Source organism: Mycobacteroides abscessus ATCC 19977 (genome assembly GCF_000069185.1).
GTDB lineage: Bacteria > Actinomycetota > Actinomycetes > Mycobacteriales > Mycobacteriaceae > Mycobacterium > Mycobacterium abscessus.
In genome coordinates this window covers 1,204,797-1,220,522 of the sequence record NC_010397.1, presented here as the reverse complement: position 1 = coordinate 1,220,522, position 15,726 = coordinate 1,204,797, and the positions used below count along the sequence as shown (strand labels likewise).

Below are 15,726 nucleotides of genomic sequence, written 5' to 3'. Positions count from 1 at the left end.
ACGCTACCTACCCAACGCGGCGTCTAATTGTTGGGTCCCGGTGACCGGGAGATCGCAGACGGTACCTCGGCACACATAGGCGGCATCGGCGTCGCCGATCTGTCCCCTGTCGCGGAGCAACTCGCTCGAATCCTTCACCCCGCCAACCACAATCGCGCCACCGGGGGCCAACAGCCGGGCACTCCTCAACAGTGCAGAGGTCTCGGCGTCACAGGCCACCGCCACCTGGATCGGGCCACGGACGGCGGCCTCGGCCACCGCCAGCCAGTGCCCGGCCGATCGCGGTGCGCGTGCCAGCGCCATGGAGGCCGCTGCCAGCGAGGCATACGCGGCTTCGCGGTAGCGAGGGTCCTCCAGCAGGTACCCGGCGGTCAGTAGGGCTTCGGTCACCGACGATGCCCCGGATGGGGTCGCGCCGTCCAGCGGATCACTGGGCCGCAGTACCAGTTGTTCGGCATCGTCGGCGACGTCGAACCAGGCGCCGGGCGATTCGGGGTCGGCGAAATGATCCAGCGCGGCGTCCAGCAGCTGCGCGGCGGCCTCACGCCAACGCCATTGGCCCGTCACTTGATACAGCGAGAGCAGGCCCGTCGCGAGGGTGCCGTAGTCCTCCAGCACGCCGTCGCCTTCGGATACCTGACCGCCCAGGCTCGCGCGCCGCAACCGGCCGTCGCGCAGGTGCAGCTCCAGCAGCGCGGCGGCACACCCGCCCGCCGCCTCCAGCAGGTCATCGCGGTCCAGAGCGACCGAGGCTTCGACGAGCGCGGTGATCGCCAGCCCGTTCCAGGCGGTCACGGCCTTGTCGTCGCGGCCGGGCTGCACGCGCACCAGGCGAGCGGCCAGCAGCGCCTGACGGACGCGCTGCCACCGCGCCGCGTCTTCGGGGTCGCGCAACAGCTGCAACACCGAGCTGCCGCGCTCGAATGTTCCCGTCGGCGTCACCTCGAAAAGTGTTGCCGCCCAGGCACCATCCTCGGGCCCGAGAACCTCGGCCAGCTGCTCCGGGGTCCACACATAGGTGGAGCCTTCGGAGCCGTCGGCATCGGCATCCAGGGACGAGACGAACAGCTCTCCCACCCGTAGCTCATTCAGCAAGAAATCGGCCGTTTCCGAAGCAATTCGCCGCGCCAGCGCGTCTCCGGTCCGGCGTGCCAGATGCCCGTAGAAACGCAGCAACAGCGCATTGTCGTAGAGCATCTTCTCGAAGTGCGGCACCACCCAGGCCGCATCCACGCTGTATCGCGCGAAACCTCCGGCCAACTGGTCATAGATGCCACCGCGCGCCATCGCCGCGGCGGTGCGGGCCACCACGGCAAGCACGGGGGCATCCCCGGTGCGCTCGTACCCCCGCAACAGCGCCTCCAGCAGAGCCGACGGCGGAAACTTGGGCGCCCCACCGAAACCCCCGAAACGCACGTCCTCGGCCGGGAGGATCGCGGCAATCGCGGTATCGCACAGTGCGATGTCCACGCCCGGTCCCGCGGGCAGCCGGCCCGACATCGCTTGCAGCTGTCCGGTGATACTCGACGCCGCCTCTTCCACCTCATCGCGGCGCCGCTCCCAGGCCTCCCGCACCGCGGAAAGTAGCTGCAGAAAGCCCTGTTTGGGGTAGTAGGTGCCCGTATAAAAGGGCCGCCCGTCCGGGGTGAGGAAGCACGTCATGGGCCATCCGCCCTGGCCGTTCATCGCGACGGTGGCGTTCATGTACACGGCATCCAGGTCCGGACGCTCTTCCCGGTCGACCTTGATGTTGACGAAACCGGCGTTCATGACGGCGGCGACCTCGTCGTCCTCGAAGGACTCGTGAGCCATCACATGACACCAATGGCAGGCCGCATACCCGATCGACAACAGGATGGGCACATCGCGAGACTGCGCTTCGGCCAACGCTTCCGGGGTCCACTGCTGCCAGTGCACCGGGTTGTCGACGTGCTGGCGCAGGTATGGGCTGGTCGCCTCGCCGAGCCTGTTAACGGTCATCGCCCCGCTGGTCGGCGGAATCCGAAGATGTTTCGGGTTCTTCGGCGGACGCGCCCACCGTGCCGTCGTCGACGGCCTGATCGGCCTCGGGATGTTCCGGATCGAAGGTTTCGGGCAGCTTGCGCAGATGCGAGTTCATCGACCGGATCAGGAAGAAGGTACCCACCATCAGCAGCACCACCACCGTCAAACCGAAGGGACCGGCCTTACCGAAGTCCGGTCCGATATTGGTCGGACTCTTCTCGTCGGCGAGCACCAGCACGGCGTCCATCAACATCATTTGGTTTCAACTCCTGCGAACAGATCATCCTCGGGCGTGCTCGTCGGCACGCGTGACTTCGCCAGCTCGAAGTCCTCGGTGGGCCACAATTTCCGCTCGAACTCGCGTGGGACCGCGAAAAAGCTGCTGTCGGGCGGGATTTGCGACGCATGCGCACGCAGCGCCGCGTCGCGGGCATCGAAGAAATCTGCGCACGGCACCCGCGTGGTCACCCGGCGATCAAAGGTGTCGTCATCGGCCGGCCAACGCTCAAGCCATTCGTCGAACGGACCCTTGTACCCGTGCTTCTTGCACTCGTCATTGAGCAACTGCATACGCGCTCGCATGAATCCGTGGTTGTAATAGATCTTGCTGACCGTCCACGGCTCACCCGCCTCGGGAAACTGCTCCGGGTCCGCCGCGGCCTCGAAGGCCGCCATCGAGACCTCGTGGCACCGGATGTGATCCGGATGCGGATAGCCGCCGTTCTCGTCGTAGGTCGTCATGACGTGCGGGCGGAACTCCCTGACAACCGCGACCAGCTTGGCGATCGGTTCCTCGATGGGCACCAGGGCGAACGAATCCGACGGCAACGGGGGCAGCGGGTCGCCCTGCGGCAGTCCCGAATCCACGTAACCCAGCCAGCGGTGCCGCACGCCGAGCTCGGCGGCGGCCTTGGCCATCTCCTCGCGGCGGATGGCACCGATGTTCGCGGCCACCTCGGGACGGTCCATGGCCGGGTTCAGGATGTCGCCGCGTTCACCGCCGGTGAGGGTCACCACCATGACCTCGTTGCCCTCGGCGGCATACCGCGCCGTGGTGGCGGCGCCCTTACTGGCCTCGTCATCGGGGTGGGCGTGCACCGCCATCAATCGCAATCCGGTCACCCGTGCGCCCGCCTCTTTCTGGTCCGTTCACTGCCCTCGGGAGAGGACTCACCTCCCCCATCGTTTCATCTCGGGTATACCCGGCATACCGTTGACCCGTGCAGCGACCAGAGGACCGATACGGCACCAAGCCCGCGACGCCCGGCCGCGGACGCTGGATCGCCATCGCACTGACCGCATTGGTGATCGTGGCCGGGGTCGCAATCGCCGCGATCGGATATAACCGTTTGGGCCCTGGCGACGTGAAGGGCGAACTTTCCGCCTACAAACTCGTGGACTCCTCGACGGTCTCCGTCACCGCCTCGGTGGAACGGAAGGACCCATCCAAACCTGCGGTCTGCATCCTGCGGGCACGCTCCATCGACGGCAGCGAGACGGGACGGCGCGAGGTGCTGGTGCCACCGTCGGCCGAACGATCCGTGCCGGTCACAGCCCTGGTGAAGACAACACGGCCCCCGGTGACCGGAGACGTCTACGGATGCAGCCTGGCCATTCCGTCCTATCTGGTGGCGTCCTGACCTAAAACTTTCCGCCGGCGGCGCCGCCGAACCGCGCCGGGGGCCATCAACCACACGTCGGCAACGTTCACATCCGGCAAACCTCCACCAAAAATGGGCTGAACATCACAGCGACAGTGGTATGCTGAGCGGATACACGGATCCCTGCTGGGACCGTGTATTGCTGCATTTTGGAGAGTCAAACCCGCAGCAATGCACCCGACCCGGCACCCGATAGATGAGCGCCAGTGGACGTTGCTGGCCTGAGACAAGGAGTACCTGCACCATGACCGACACCCAGGTGACCTGGCTGACCCAGGAATCACATGATCGGCTCAAGGCGGAACTCGACCAACTGATCGCCAACCGCCCCGTCATCGCCGCCGAGATCAACGAGCGCCGCGAAGAGGGAGACCTGCGCGAGAACGGCGGCTATCACGCCGCCCGCGAGGAGCAGGGCCAGCAGGAGGCGCGCATCCGTCAGCTGCAGGAACTGCTCAACAACGCCAAGGTGGGCGAGGCGCCCACCCAGTCCGGCGTCGCGCTGCCCGGTTCCGTCGTCAAGGTCTACTACGACGGCGACAAGGGCGACACCGAGACCTTCCTCATCGCCACCCGTCAGGAGGGCGTCAAGGACGGCAAGCTCGAGGTGTACTCCCCCAGCTCACCGCTCGGTGGTGCCCTGATCGACGCCAAGGTCGGCGAGACCCGCAGCTACACGGTGCCCAACGGCACCGAGGTGCAGGTGACGCTGGTCAGCGCCGAGCCGTACCACGAGTGATTCCTTCATAGTCCTTCGATCGAGCGCGAGCCTCACGCGGAAATCTGACCTGAAATCCGCGTGAGGCTCGCACTCGTTGTGGGCCGGGCGGCATTTCTGAGGGCCGCATCGACACGGGCGACCACCGTGCCCGCGCGGTGCCGCAGCATCTCGGCACTCACCCGCACGATGGCCCAGCCCTGCGCCGCCAACTCCGAGGCCCGATCGATGTCGTGCGATCGTTGGCGGGCGTCCAACCAGTGTTGAGCTCCATCGAACTCGACACCGACCTTCAAGTCCTCCCAGCCCATGTCGATACGGGCGATGAAATCGCCGTAGCGATTGAACACCCGTATTTGCGTCTGGGGCGGCGGAAAACCCGATTTCACTAAGAGCAGCCGAGTTCTGGTCTCCTGCGGCGATTCGGAACCTCCGTCGACCAGCGCCAACACGCTCCTCAGCCGAGCCAGGCCGCGCACCCCTTTGTGCTTCTTCATGACGTCCTCGACCTGCTCAGTTACCAAGCCCGTCGCAGCCATAAGAGCATCTATCCGCTCGACGGCTCCAGCCTGCGGCAGCCACCTACCCACATCGAAGGCGGTGCGCGCCGGACTCGTGACAGCAATCCCCTCGATGCGATCAATCTCGTTGTCCATCAACGTGTCTCGATGGATCCGTAAGCCTCTGGCCGTCTTATGGTGACGGTGGATCAGGTCGACTACTACCCCGGCTTCGACCCATTTGGCGCCATGCACTGCCGAAGCCGCCAGCCCGGCGATCACACCACGTCGCCCGGTCCATAACCACGCCGAGTACGCGCGCTGCGTTGCGCTCACCTCCACCTCACGCGGAACGCAGATGCCCGGATACAGCTGCCGGTAGCGGGTGCGTATGTAGTGCTCCGTCACAGCGCCCGTGGACAGCATCTCGGTCGAGCGGAACGGCCATGGAATATCCCCCATGGCCGTCAGCATCACACCGACGACCGACAACCCATCCGCCCCCGATCGAGTGCGAGCCTCACGCGGGTTTCAGGGCAGATTTCCGCGTCAGGCTCGCACTCGTTGAGGGCTGGGGGCGGGGGCTACCGCTCTTCTTGGACCGTCAGGCCGGCCGCGACAATTGCGTCGAGGACCGCCTGACGGTGTTCGGGCCCCCGCGTCTCGACGGTCGCCAGCACATCCACCTCGCCCAGACGCAGCCGCTCGCTGTTCCGCCAGTGCGTGACGTCGACGACGCTGGCACCGGAGGCCCGGAAGACATCCAGCAGACCCGACAGTCCGCCCGGCGCGTCGGCGACGGTGACCCGAACCGTCAGATAGCGACCGGCGGCCCGCAATCCATGGGTGATGACATGGGTAAGCAGCAACGGGTCGATGTTGCCGCCCGAAAGCACCGCACACACCGGCCCGGTGAGGCCCAATTCCTCGGCGGACAGGGTGAGCAGCGCCGCTACCGCGGCGGCGCCGGCAGGTTCCACCACCAGCTTGGCGCGCTCCAGGCACAACAGCAGGCCCCGCGACAGCGCTTCCTCGCTGACCGTGACCACGTCGTCGACCAGGGCGGCCACGTGCTCAAAGGGCACCGCCCCGGGCTTACCGACGGCGATGCCGTCGGCCATGGTGTCCATGGATTCCAGTGCCACCGGGTGCCCGGCTTTGAGCGACACCGGCCAGGCCGCCGCACCGGCGGCCTGCACCGCGACGATCCGAACCGCCGGTCGCGCCGCCTTGACCACCGCGGCGACCCCTGCCACCAAGCCGCCGCCGCCCGCGGGCACCACAATGGTGCCCACCTCCGGAAGCTGCTCCAGGATCTCAAGCCCGACGGTGGCCTGCCCGGCCACCACATCGCGATGGTCGAACGGATGGATGAGCACCGCACCGGTTTCCGCCGCGAACTCGGTCGCGGCCAACAGCGCGTCGTCGATGGTGGAGCCGGTGAGGTGCACGGTCGCGCCGTACGCACGGGTGGCGACGATCTTGGGCAACGCCGCCCCCACCGGCATGAACACCGTCGACGGGATGCCCAGGGTGGTCGCCGCCCAGGCCACGCCCTGGGCATGATTGCCCGCGCTGGCTGCCACCACACCATTGACGCGCTGCTCGCCGGGCAGCTGGCTGATCCGGTTGTAGGCACCACGCGGTTTGAAAGATCCTGTGCGTTGCAGGTTTTCACATTTGAGCCGCACCTCGTGCCCGCAGCGGTCACTCAGCGCACGGAAGGCCACCATCGGTGTGCGCCGTATCACAGGGGCCAGCCGCTCGGCTACCTCCTGGATCTCCTGGACCGTTACCAACCCTATTGCTCCCGATGTCTCCATGGCCATGCCAGGCATCATGTCACCAGTTCTGCCGCTATTGTCCCCTCATGCCACAGATTGCGGAGGACCTCCTGCTTCTGTTGCTGAACAACGCGTCGGGACGGCCCCTGCTGGACAAGAATCGACGCTCGCAGGCCCTGGCTGCCGCGATCGTATTGGATCTTGCTCTGGCGCAACGCATTCGGCCCGCCACGCACGGGGAACCCACCAAGGCAGGCCATCTGCTGGTGCTCCAGGCACCCGACATCGGGGATCCGGTACTCGACCGAGCGATACACCGACTGCGGCGGCGGCCGATGGATCCCACCGAGGCGATCGCCAAGGTGGGCCGCGGGGTCGAGTCCCAAATGCTGCACCGGCTGGAGATCACCGGAGACATCCACACGGTCCGCATGGGCGGCCGACTGTTCCCGGACAAGTACTGGCCGGTGACCAACAACGAGCGCGCCAACGCCGTACGCCAGGGGGTTACCGATGTGTTGTTCCACTACGCTCCGCCCTCACCCAGCACTGCCGCGATCATCGCGGTGCTGCACGGGGTCAATGGATTCGACGCGATCTTGAGTCTGGATCCCATCGGCAAGCAGCAGGTTTCTCGCTGGTCGCAAACGATCGCCGACGGCGGGTGGGCGGCCCAGACCCGCGACAACCGGGGCCCGGCAGTCAATCTCGCGGTGACCGCCGCGGTGATCTCGGCGGCCCTACATTCGATGTCTTAACGCAACGCCTGCTCGAGGTCGCCGATCAGATCGCCGACCTCCTCGATGCCCACCGACAACCGCACCAGATCGTCCGGCACCTCCAGCAGCGATCCCGCAGTCGACGCGTGCGTCATGGCTCCCGGGTGCTCGATCAAGGACTCCACCCCGCCCAAGGACTCAGCCAGAATGAAAAGCTCTGTTCGCGAGCACAAGTCGAGTGCCGCCTGGCGTCCTCCGGCCAACCGCACGCTGACCATGCCGCCGAAGCCACGCATCTGCCTGGCGGCCACGGCATGCCCCGGGTGGCTTTCCAGCCCCGGGTAGATCGTCTGCGCGACGGCGGAGTGGCCGGCCAGGTACTCGGCCACCGCTTGCGCGTTCTCGCTGTGTCGCTGCATGCGCAACGCCAAGGTCTTGATACCCCGGTAGGTCAGGTAGCCGTCGAACGGGCCCGGCACCGCACCCGCCCCGTTCTGCAGGAACGCGAAGGCGGTGTCCAGCTCCTCGTCGTTGGTGAGCAAGGCTCCCCCAACGACATCGGAATGTCCGCCAATGTATTTGGTGGTGGAGTGCAGCGCGATATCGGCGCCGAGATTCAGCGGCTGCTGTAGCGCCGGTGAGGCGAAAGTGTTGTCCACCAACAGCTTCACGGAATGCTCCGCCGCCACCTGGGCGACCGCCGCAATATCGGCGATACTCAGCAGCGGGTTGGTCGGCGTCTCCAGCCAGATCAGCTTGGTGGTGGGGGTAATTGCCGCGCGGATGGCATCGACGTCCGCCACCGGCACCGGAGTGTGTCTGATCCCCCACTGCGAGAAGACCTTGTCGATCAGCCGGAAGGTGCCGCCGTAGGCATCATTGGGGATGATCAGGTGATCGCCCGGCCTCAGCAGCGCGCGCAACACGCAGTCGGTGGCCGCCATCCCGGAACTGAACGCCCTGCCGAAGTGGGCGTCTTCCAATGCCGCCAAAGAGGCTTCGAGAACAGCACGCGTGGGATTGCCGGTGCGTGCGTATTCGAATCCTCCACGCAGCTGGCCGACGCCGTCCTGGGCGAAGGTCGAACTGGCGTAGATCGGCACGTTGACCGCACCGGTCTGCGGATCGGCATGGAAACCGCCGTGGATGGCCCTTGTGGAAAACCCTTGCCACCGAGACGCGTCGGCGGCGCTGCGCTGCTCACTCATCGGGTCCGAGCCTATACCGGACCGATAGGAGTGAGACAGCCCAGCGCCGCCTGACGATTACTTCTACTTGGGAACGACGACGGTCTTCACTAGCATGTCGGCGATCGTCTGACGCTTGGCCGTAAAGAGCGGCAGCAGGAAGCCGATGTAACAGATGACAGCGTCGAGGAAGTGCGCGATCTGGCGGACAACCGACATCCCGAAACCGATCGGCTGGCCGGTGGCCTCACCGAGGACCCGGATGCCGAGCAGGCCTTTGCCGATGCTCGATCCGGTGGTGCCCTGCTTGAGACCCCAGTTCCACACCGCGAACGCAAGCGCCGCGAGGCTGAACAGGATGTAGGCCGCCCAGCCCACGCCGGTGTACTCCGGCTGGCAGCTGACGTAGCTCATCCCGCCCGTCATGGGGTCACCAAAGGAGTCGCCGACGCAATCAGCGGTCGTAGCGGTGCCGCCCGCGATCCCGCCGCCGATTCCGCTGAGCAGAGCCACGGGAATGACGTCGATGATGTACGCACCGACACGCCGGATCCAGATTTCGAAATTACCGCCCGGCAGCGCCGGCGCACCGGCAGCAGGAGGCGGCGGCGGGTAGCCGCCCGGACCCTGCGGCGGGGGTGGTGGAACTTCGGTCACGATATGTCCTCCAGTTTCGTATGACACGCATCAGCGTCGAGCAACAGAGGACATTACGCGTTCAGCGTTTCCACAGGTTGGCTTCTGCGAAACGATTTGGCGCGAAAATCAGTGCCGTACGCCCCTACCGGATGAGACGAATCCCAGCAGGTCATGGCGGGTGATGACACCAACGGGCTTGCCCTCGTCGACGACCATCACCGCGTCGGTGTCGCGCAGCATGGATCCGGCGGTACTCAGCGGCTCACCCGAGCCGACCAGCGGCAATGGTGGGCTCATGTGCTGAGCGACGGCATCGGCAAGCTGTGCCCGGCCTTCGAATACCGCTGACAGCAGCTCTCTTTCGGAGACCGATCCGGCCACCTCGCCCGCCATGACGGGCGGCTCGGCCCCCACCACGGGCATCTGGGACACCCCGTACTCGCGCAAGATCTCGATGGCGTCGCGCACCGTCTCCGACGGATGGGTGTGTACCAAATCAGGTAGCGCACCGGACTTTCCACGCAGCACGTCACCCACGGTGGGCTCGGAGACGCTGCCGTCCAAACGGCTACGCAAAAATCCGTACGAAGACATCCAGGCGTCGTTGAACACCTTGGACAAGTATCCGCGGCCACCGTCCGGCAACAGCACCACGACCAGTCCGTCGGGGCCCACCTTCTCTGCCAACCGAATTGCCGCCACCACGGCCATGCCGCAGGATCCGCCGACCAGCAACCCTTCTTCTCGCGCCAGCCGCCGGGTCATCTCGAAGGAGTCGGCATCGGACACCGCGATGACCTCGTCGACCACGCTGGGGTCATAAGCAGAGGGCCAGAAATCCTCTCCCACACCTTCGACAAGGTAGGGACGGCCCGTGCCGCCGGAGTAGACGGACCCCTCCGGGTCGGCACCGACGATCTTGACCTCGCCTATTGCGCGGCCGCCGGAGACCTCTTTGAGGTATCGGCCCGCGCCGGTGATGGTGCCACCGGTGCCCACCCCGGCGACGAAATGGGTGATCTTGCCGTCGGTATCGGCCCAGATTTCCGGGCCGGTGGTCTCGTAATGGCTGGCGGGGCCGTTCGGGTTGGAGTATTGGTCGGGCTTCCAGGCGCCCTCGATCTCACGCACCAGGCGGTCCGAGACGTTGTAGTAGCTGTCGGGATGCTCCGGCGGAACCGCCGTGGGGCACACGACGACCTCGGCCCCGTAGGCCCGCAACACATTCCGCTTGTCCTCGCTGACCTTGTCGGGGCACACGAACACGCAGTGGTATCCCTTGCGCTGCGCGACCAGCGCGAGCCCAACCCCGGTATTGCCCGAGGTGGGCTCGACGATGGTGCCGCCAGGCTTGAGCAGCCCCGCCTCCTCGGCGGCCTCGATCATCTTGACGGCGATGCGGTCCTTCGAGCTGCCGCCGGGATTGAGGTATTCGATCTTGGCGGCCACCGTCGCGCAGCCCTCGGGCACCACCGAGTTGAGCCGGACGAGAGGGGTGTTGCCGATCAGATCCGAGACATGCTGGGCGATGCGCATGCAGGTAACGCTATTAGACCGATGAGTGTCCCGCGCGCAGAGGCTCCCACACAGGCATCCGGCGAGGGCCCAGAACGCCGATCAGACCGCCGCGGGCGCGGCGAACTCGGCCGGGAAAGTCCCGGGTACGGCGTCGCGGATGTACTGGCCGATCTGTGCCAGCGATCTCTTGGCCTCGGGGACCACCTTGGTGGCCACCTGGAAGACGTGCATCTGGCCGGGCCAGATTTTGATCTCCACGGGCACACCCTGCTCGGCGAGGCGTTTCCCCAGCAAGCGGGCGTCGTAGAGCAGCACCTCCGACCCTGAGCAGTGCACCAGCGTCTGTGGCATGCGGCCGTCGACCTTGTCGATGATCTCCTGTGGCGGTATTCCACCGCCTGCCTTGGTGAGGATCTTCTCTAGCGCCTCAAAACAGTTGGGCGGCAACATGACATCGGTCCTGGCGTTCTCATGGGCGACCTTGGCCGCGGGATCCAGTTCGATCAGCGGCGAGATGAGGGCCAGCGCGGCCGGTGCTTCACCGTCTTCGGCCAACAGACGTTCGGCCACCGCGACGGACAGGAAACCCCCTGCCGAGTCGCCGGCCAGCACAATCTGTTCGGCCGCGTACCCCTGCGCGCGCAGCCAGCGGTATCCGTCGAGGCAATCGTCGATGGCCTGATCCAGCGAGGCCTTGGGCGGCATCCGATAGTTGACCACCAGACACGGCGCATCGGCATGTTGAGAGATGGTGGACACCATGGCGCTGTGGGTGTTTGGGCCACCGACGATGAACGCGCCGCCATGCAGATACAGCACCACGCGTCCGGTTCCGTCGGCCGGCCCCACACCCTTGGCGCGGATCAGCCGCGCGTTGGTGTTCGGCAGGGTGACGGTCGCCTTGACCGTGCCGCGCGGCGGCACCAGCACCCGGCCGAGCTCCTCGATCAACCCGAACGGGTAGGGGAAGGTGGGCGCGTGGCTGCCGATCTGCAGTACCGTGCGCACCGTCATCCGGACACCGAAGCCAAGGAGCCGTCCGGCCAGGCTGGCGGCGTCCTCGATCACTTCGACGGCGGCGCCGTCACTCAACGGCAGGCCGCGGACCAGCGTATTCACGGCACTCAGCGAGGATCTAGCAGACCCCGCAGGCCCGTATTCGGGTGCGCGCTTCGGTGCGGTCATCTGTTCAGGCTCCTTTGCCTAGCCAGTGTCCTGTGACGCTTAACTGCTAGCTGCCAGCTAGCGTCCGATGGACTATACCTATCAACAAGCAACAAACCGCTTTCGATACCGCATCGTCCACGCCTCATTTCCCGTGATGCTGGTCAGAGGACTGGCGCCGTGTGTCGTGGTCGTTGAAAATAGCCACCGTGAGCATCCTCGCCACACGGAGACGGACGATCTGGGCGGCCCTGAGCACCGGGGCCGCAGGCGCGGCGATGGGTACCGGCGTCTGGGGCGCGTACAGCTTCCTGAACGCGCAGGCCAGGCAGGTTCGCCGGGTCATCCCGAAGACTCACGACGCTCCCCCGGTGGCCGATGGGGTGTACGAGCGCGGTGGTGGCCCGGTCACCCGATACACCCGTGGCGTGCAGTACGACCTGCACCTGGCGATCTTCGGCGACTCCACAGCCACCGGGTACGGCTGTCACATACCCGACGAGGTACCGGGGGTGCTGCTGGCACGCGGCTTGGCCGAGGAGTCAGGCAAGCGAATCCGCTTGTCCACCAAGGCGATATCCGGTGCCACCTCCAAGGGACTGGCCGCACAGATCGATGCCATGTCGATCATCGGCCCACCGCCGGACGCTGCCGTGATCATGATCGGCGCAAACGACGTGACCTCGCTCAACGCGGTGCGGGCTTCCGCCCAGCGCCTGGGTGACGCGGTGCGGCGATTGCGCGCGGCCGGTTCTGTCGTCGTGGTGGGCACCTGCCCCGACTTCGGCGTGATCACCGCCATACCGCAGCCGCTGCGCGCGGTGGTGCGTTCCCGCGGACTGCGCCTGGCGCATTTCCAGGCCGCCGCGGTGCGGGCCACCGGTGGTGTTCCCGTTCCGCTTGCCGACCTGCTGGCGCCGGAGTTTCTGCAGGCGCCCGAAGAGATGTTCGCCGACGACCACTACCACCCCTCGGCCGCCGGGTATGCGCTGGCAGCACGGCTGCTGCTGCCGGCGGTCGCGCATGCCCTGGGCGAATGGACCGGCGGGCCCATCCCGGATTTGCCGTGGGTGTCCGCGGCCGCCGAGTCACAGACCATGAGCGCCCGGTTACGCGTCCTGAGCCGCATCTGGCGGCGCAACGCTACGGAGATCGCGACAAGCATTACCGAGCCCGCAGACCGGCCCGACAATCTGCCCGTCGCATCGCTGCATTAGATTCCTGGGGAGTAGAACCAGTACTAAATCCCCTATATTCAGGAGTTTTCATGCCCGAAGCCGTGATCGTTTCCACTGCCCGCTCCCCGATCGGGCGAGCCGGCAAGGGCTCGCTGGTGAGCATGCGGCCGGATGACCTGGCCGCGCAGATGGTGCGCGCCGCCCTCGACAAGGTGCCCGCACTGGACCCCAAGGATGTCGACGACCTGATGCTGGGCTGCGGTCAGCCAGGCGGCGAGGCCGGTTTCAACATCGGTCGCGCGGTGGCGGTACAGCTGGGCTACGACTTCCTGCCCGGCACCACCGTCAACCGTTACTGCTCGTCGTCGCTGCAGACCACCCGCATGGCGTTCCACGCCATCAAGGCCGGCGAGGGTCACGCATTCATTTCCGCTGGTGTGGAGACGGTTTCGCGCTTTCCGAAGGGCACTTCGGACGGATGGCCGGACAGCCACAACCCGCTGTACGCCGACGCCGAGGCCCGCACCGCGACCGCGGCACAGGGTGCCACCGAATGGCACGACCCGCGCAACGACGGCCTGACCCCCGACGTGTACATCGCGATGGGCCAGACCGCCGAGAACGTGGCACTGCACACCGGCATCAGCCGTGAGGACCAGGACCACTGGGGCGTGCGCAGCCAGAACCGGGCCGAAAAGGCCATTGCCGATGGCTTTTTCGAGCGCGAGATCACCCCGGTGACGCTGGCCGACGGTACCGTCGTGGCCAAGGACGACGGCCCCCGCGCCGGCACCACCTACGAGGCCATCAGCCAGCTGAAGCCGGTGTTCCGCCCCAACGGCACCATCACTGCCGGTAACGCCTGCCCGCTGAACGACGGTGCGGCCGCGCTGGTCGTGATGAGCGATGTGCGCGCCAAGGAGCTGGGCCTGACCCCGCTGGCGCGCATCGTCTCTACCGGTGTGTCCGGCCTGTCGCCGGAAATCATGGGCCTGGGCCCGATCGAGGCCGTCAAGCGCGCACTGGCCAACGCGGGCAAGTCGATTGGCGACATCGATCTGTTCGAGATCAACGAGGCGTTCGCCGTCCAGGTGCTGGGCTCGGCGCGCGCGCTCGGCATCGATGAGGACAAGCTGAACGTCTCCGGCGGTGCGATCGCGCTGGGTCACCCCTTCGGCATGACCGGTGCCCGCATCACCGCCACCCTGCTGAACAACCTGACCACCTACGACAAGACCTTCGGTGTCGAGACCATGTGTGTGGGTGGCGGCCAGGGTATGGCGATGGTCATCGAGCGGCTCGCCTAGTTCTCCCCTTTTTCGTCGACACGCCGTGTTGCGGCGGGTTCGTATCGCACGTTCCCGCCACGACACGGCGTGTCGGCGTTTGGGGCGCCTGCCGGCCGGGCGGCAGGCGCCCGCTCACTAGACTTCCGTCGCGATGACCACTATCGGAACTCCCCTGTCACCGCGCGCCACCCGTGTCATGCTGCTCGGTTCCGGCGAACTCGGCCGCGAGGTCCTGATCGCCCTGCAGCGTCTGGGCGTCGAGACCATCGCCGTCGATCGCTACGAGAACGCCCCCGGCCACCAGATCGCCCACCACGCGCGCGTCATCTCGATGACCGACCCCGAACAGTTGCGCGCCCTGATCGAGGCCGAGAAGCCCGACCTGGTGGTGCCCGAGATCGAGGCCATCGCCACGGCCACCCTGGAAGCCCTGGAGACCGAGGGCGTGGTACGCGTGATCCCGACAGCCCGCGCGGCGCGGCTCACCATGGACCGCGAGGGTATCCGCCGGCTCGCGGCGGAGACACTTGGATTGCCCACCAGCCCTTACCAATTCTGCGGCTCACTCGATGAGCTCCAGGCGGCGATCGACCCGGAGTCCGGGGGCGTCGGCTACCCCTGCGTGGTGAAGCCGCTCATGAGCAGCTCCGGCAAGGGGCAGAGCAAGCTCGACGGACCGGCCGATGTCGAGAAGGCCTGGGACTACGCGATGGCGGGTAGCCGGGTCACCAACAACCGCGTGATCGTCGAGGGGTTTGTCGACTTCGACTACGAGATCACGCTTTTGACGGTGCGGGCGCTAGGCGACGACGGCGAAGTCGAGACCAGCTTCTGCGCGCCCATCGGGCACCGGCAGGCCAATGGTGACTATGTCGAGAGTTGGCAGCCGCATCCCATGACGGAGGCCGCCTTGCGCAGCGCGCAGCACATCGCCCGATCCGTTACCGAGAACCTGGGCGGCCAGGGAATTTTCGGTGTCGAGCTGTTCATCAAGGGCGATCAGGTGTATTTCAGCGAAGTGAGTCCGCGCCCCCACGACACCGGCATGGTCACCATGATCACGCAGTGGCAGAACGAGTTCGAGTTGCATGCCCGCGCCATTCTCGGGCTTCCCGTCGATACGACGTTGAAATCTGCGGGGGCCAGCGCGGTGATCTATGGCGGGGTCGAGGCGCAAGGCGTGGTGTTCGATGGTGTCGACGAGGCGCTCCGCGTCCCGCGGACCGAGCTGCGGCTGTTCGGCAAGCCGGAAAGCTTCATCACCCGCCGGATGGGCGTGGCGCTGGCCCGCGACGAGGATGTGGACACGGCCCGGCGCAACGCCGCCGAGGCCGCGGGCCGGGTCCGCGTTTCCGGCTGAACATT

General features: G+C 66.5%; 16 protein-coding genes. 7 read left to right on the top strand and 9 right to left on the bottom strand.

From position 1 onward, the window contains the following. Window positions 1–3: 3 nt before the first annotated feature. From MAB_RS06270 to mca, 3 genes are read right to left on the bottom strand one after another with little or no spacing between them, the layout of a single operon-like run. The gene (locus tag MAB_RS06270) at window positions 4–1,980 is read right to left on the bottom strand and encodes a thioredoxin domain-containing protein (protein WP_005084267.1); all 1,977 of its coding nucleotides are present in this window, start codon (window positions 1,978–1,980) and stop codon (window positions 4–6) included. After that, window positions 1,970–2,260: a hypothetical protein gene (locus MAB_RS06265; RefSeq protein WP_005073999.1), complete on the bottom strand. Its 291-nt coding sequence runs from the start codon at window positions 2,258–2,260 to the stop codon at window positions 1,970–1,972. The genes MAB_RS06270 and MAB_RS06265 overlap by 11 nt, the downstream gene beginning before the upstream one ends. Continuing rightward, the gene (gene mca, locus MAB_RS06260) at window positions 2,257–3,126 is read right to left on the bottom strand and encodes a mycothiol conjugate amidase Mca (protein WP_005059316.1); all 870 of its coding nucleotides are present in this window, start codon (window positions 3,124–3,126) and stop codon (window positions 2,257–2,259) included. Before mca ends, MAB_RS06265 begins: the two co-directional genes overlap by 4 nt. Window positions 3,127–3,224: 98 nt before the next feature. On the opposite strand from mca, the gene MAB_RS06255 reads away from it, so the two are divergent. Further along, window positions 3,225–3,644, top strand: a complete 420-nt coding sequence (locus MAB_RS06255) for a DUF4307 domain-containing protein (RefSeq protein WP_005059315.1) — start codon at window positions 3,225–3,227, stop codon at window positions 3,642–3,644. Between the two features lie 265 nt (window positions 3,645–3,909). Continuing rightward, window positions 3,910–4,404 (top strand): transcription elongation factor GreA, encoded by a 495-nt coding sequence (greA, locus tag MAB_RS06250; protein ID WP_005059312.1) that lies wholly within the window; start codon window positions 3,910–3,912, stop codon window positions 4,402–4,404. Window positions 4,405–4,436: 32 nt separating this feature from the next. Here the strand turns inward: greA and MAB_RS06245 are convergent, their stop codons facing one another. Both MAB_RS06245 and ilvA read right to left on the bottom strand, forming a co-directional pair. Next, the gene (locus tag MAB_RS06245) at window positions 4,437–5,345 is read right to left on the bottom strand and encodes an endonuclease domain-containing protein (RefSeq protein ID WP_005092905.1); all 909 of its coding nucleotides are present in this window, start codon (window positions 5,343–5,345) and stop codon (window positions 4,437–4,439) included. 122 nt (window positions 5,346–5,467) lie between these two features. Continuing rightward, entirely contained in the window at window positions 5,468–6,616 is a 1,149-nt protein-coding gene (gene ilvA / locus MAB_RS06240) for a threonine ammonia-lyase (RefSeq protein WP_005110008.1), read from the bottom strand. Between ilvA and MAB_RS25140 the strand changes: the two genes are divergently transcribed. Both MAB_RS25140 and MAB_RS06235 read left to right on the top strand, forming a co-directional pair. Next, the gene (locus MAB_RS25140; RefSeq protein WP_005110006.1) at window positions 6,578–6,793 is read left to right on the top strand and encodes a hypothetical protein; all 216 of its coding nucleotides are present in this window, start codon (window positions 6,578–6,580) and stop codon (window positions 6,791–6,793) included. The genes ilvA and MAB_RS25140 overlap by 39 nt on opposite strands. Further along, entirely contained in the window at window positions 6,754–7,425 is a 672-nt protein-coding gene (locus MAB_RS06235) for a GOLPH3/VPS74 family protein (protein ID WP_005115227.1), read from the top strand. Before MAB_RS25140 ends, MAB_RS06235 begins: the two co-directional genes overlap by 40 nt. Here MAB_RS06235 and MAB_RS06230 read toward each other — a convergent pair. The 4 genes from MAB_RS06230 to MAB_RS06215 form a co-directional block, all read right to left on the bottom strand. After that, entirely contained in the window at window positions 7,422–8,594 is a 1,173-nt protein-coding gene (locus MAB_RS06230; RefSeq protein ID WP_005084263.1) for a cystathionine gamma-synthase, read from the bottom strand. The two genes, MAB_RS06235 and MAB_RS06230, sit on opposite strands and share 4 nt — an antisense overlap. Window positions 8,595–8,657: 63 nt before the next feature. Continuing rightward, window positions 8,658–9,230, bottom strand: coding sequence for an RDD family protein (locus tag MAB_RS06225; RefSeq protein WP_005084261.1), 573 nt, complete (start codon window positions 9,228–9,230; stop codon window positions 8,658–8,660). Window positions 9,231–9,338: 108 nt separating this feature from the next. Next, entirely contained in the window at window positions 9,339–10,748 is a 1,410-nt protein-coding gene (locus MAB_RS06220) for a cystathionine beta-synthase (RefSeq protein ID WP_005084259.1), read from the bottom strand. An 81-nt stretch (window positions 10,749–10,829) separates the two neighbouring features. After that, window positions 10,830–11,915, bottom strand: coding sequence for an alpha/beta hydrolase (locus MAB_RS06215; RefSeq protein WP_005110002.1), 1,086 nt, complete (start codon window positions 11,913–11,915; stop codon window positions 10,830–10,832). 188 nt (window positions 11,916–12,103) lie between these two features. On the opposite strand from MAB_RS06215, the gene MAB_RS06210 reads away from it, so the two are divergent. The 3 genes from MAB_RS06210 to purT all read left to right on the top strand — a co-directional run bounded on the left by MAB_RS06210 (window position 12,104) and on the right by purT (window position 15,721). Beyond that, entirely contained in the window at window positions 12,104–13,111 is a 1,008-nt protein-coding gene (locus MAB_RS06210; RefSeq protein WP_005066509.1) for an SGNH/GDSL hydrolase family protein, read from the top strand. Between the two features lie 50 nt (window positions 13,112–13,161). Continuing rightward, window positions 13,162–14,379: an acetyl-CoA C-acetyltransferase gene (locus MAB_RS06205; RefSeq protein ID WP_005066508.1), complete on the top strand. Its 1,218-nt coding sequence runs from the start codon at window positions 13,162–13,164 to the stop codon at window positions 14,377–14,379. A 133-nt stretch (window positions 14,380–14,512) separates the two neighbouring features. Continuing rightward, window positions 14,513–15,721, top strand: a complete 1,209-nt coding sequence (gene purT / locus MAB_RS06200) for a formate-dependent phosphoribosylglycinamide formyltransferase (protein ID WP_005084255.1) — start codon at window positions 14,513–14,515, stop codon at window positions 15,719–15,721. Window positions 15,722–15,726 lie beyond the last annotated feature (5 nt).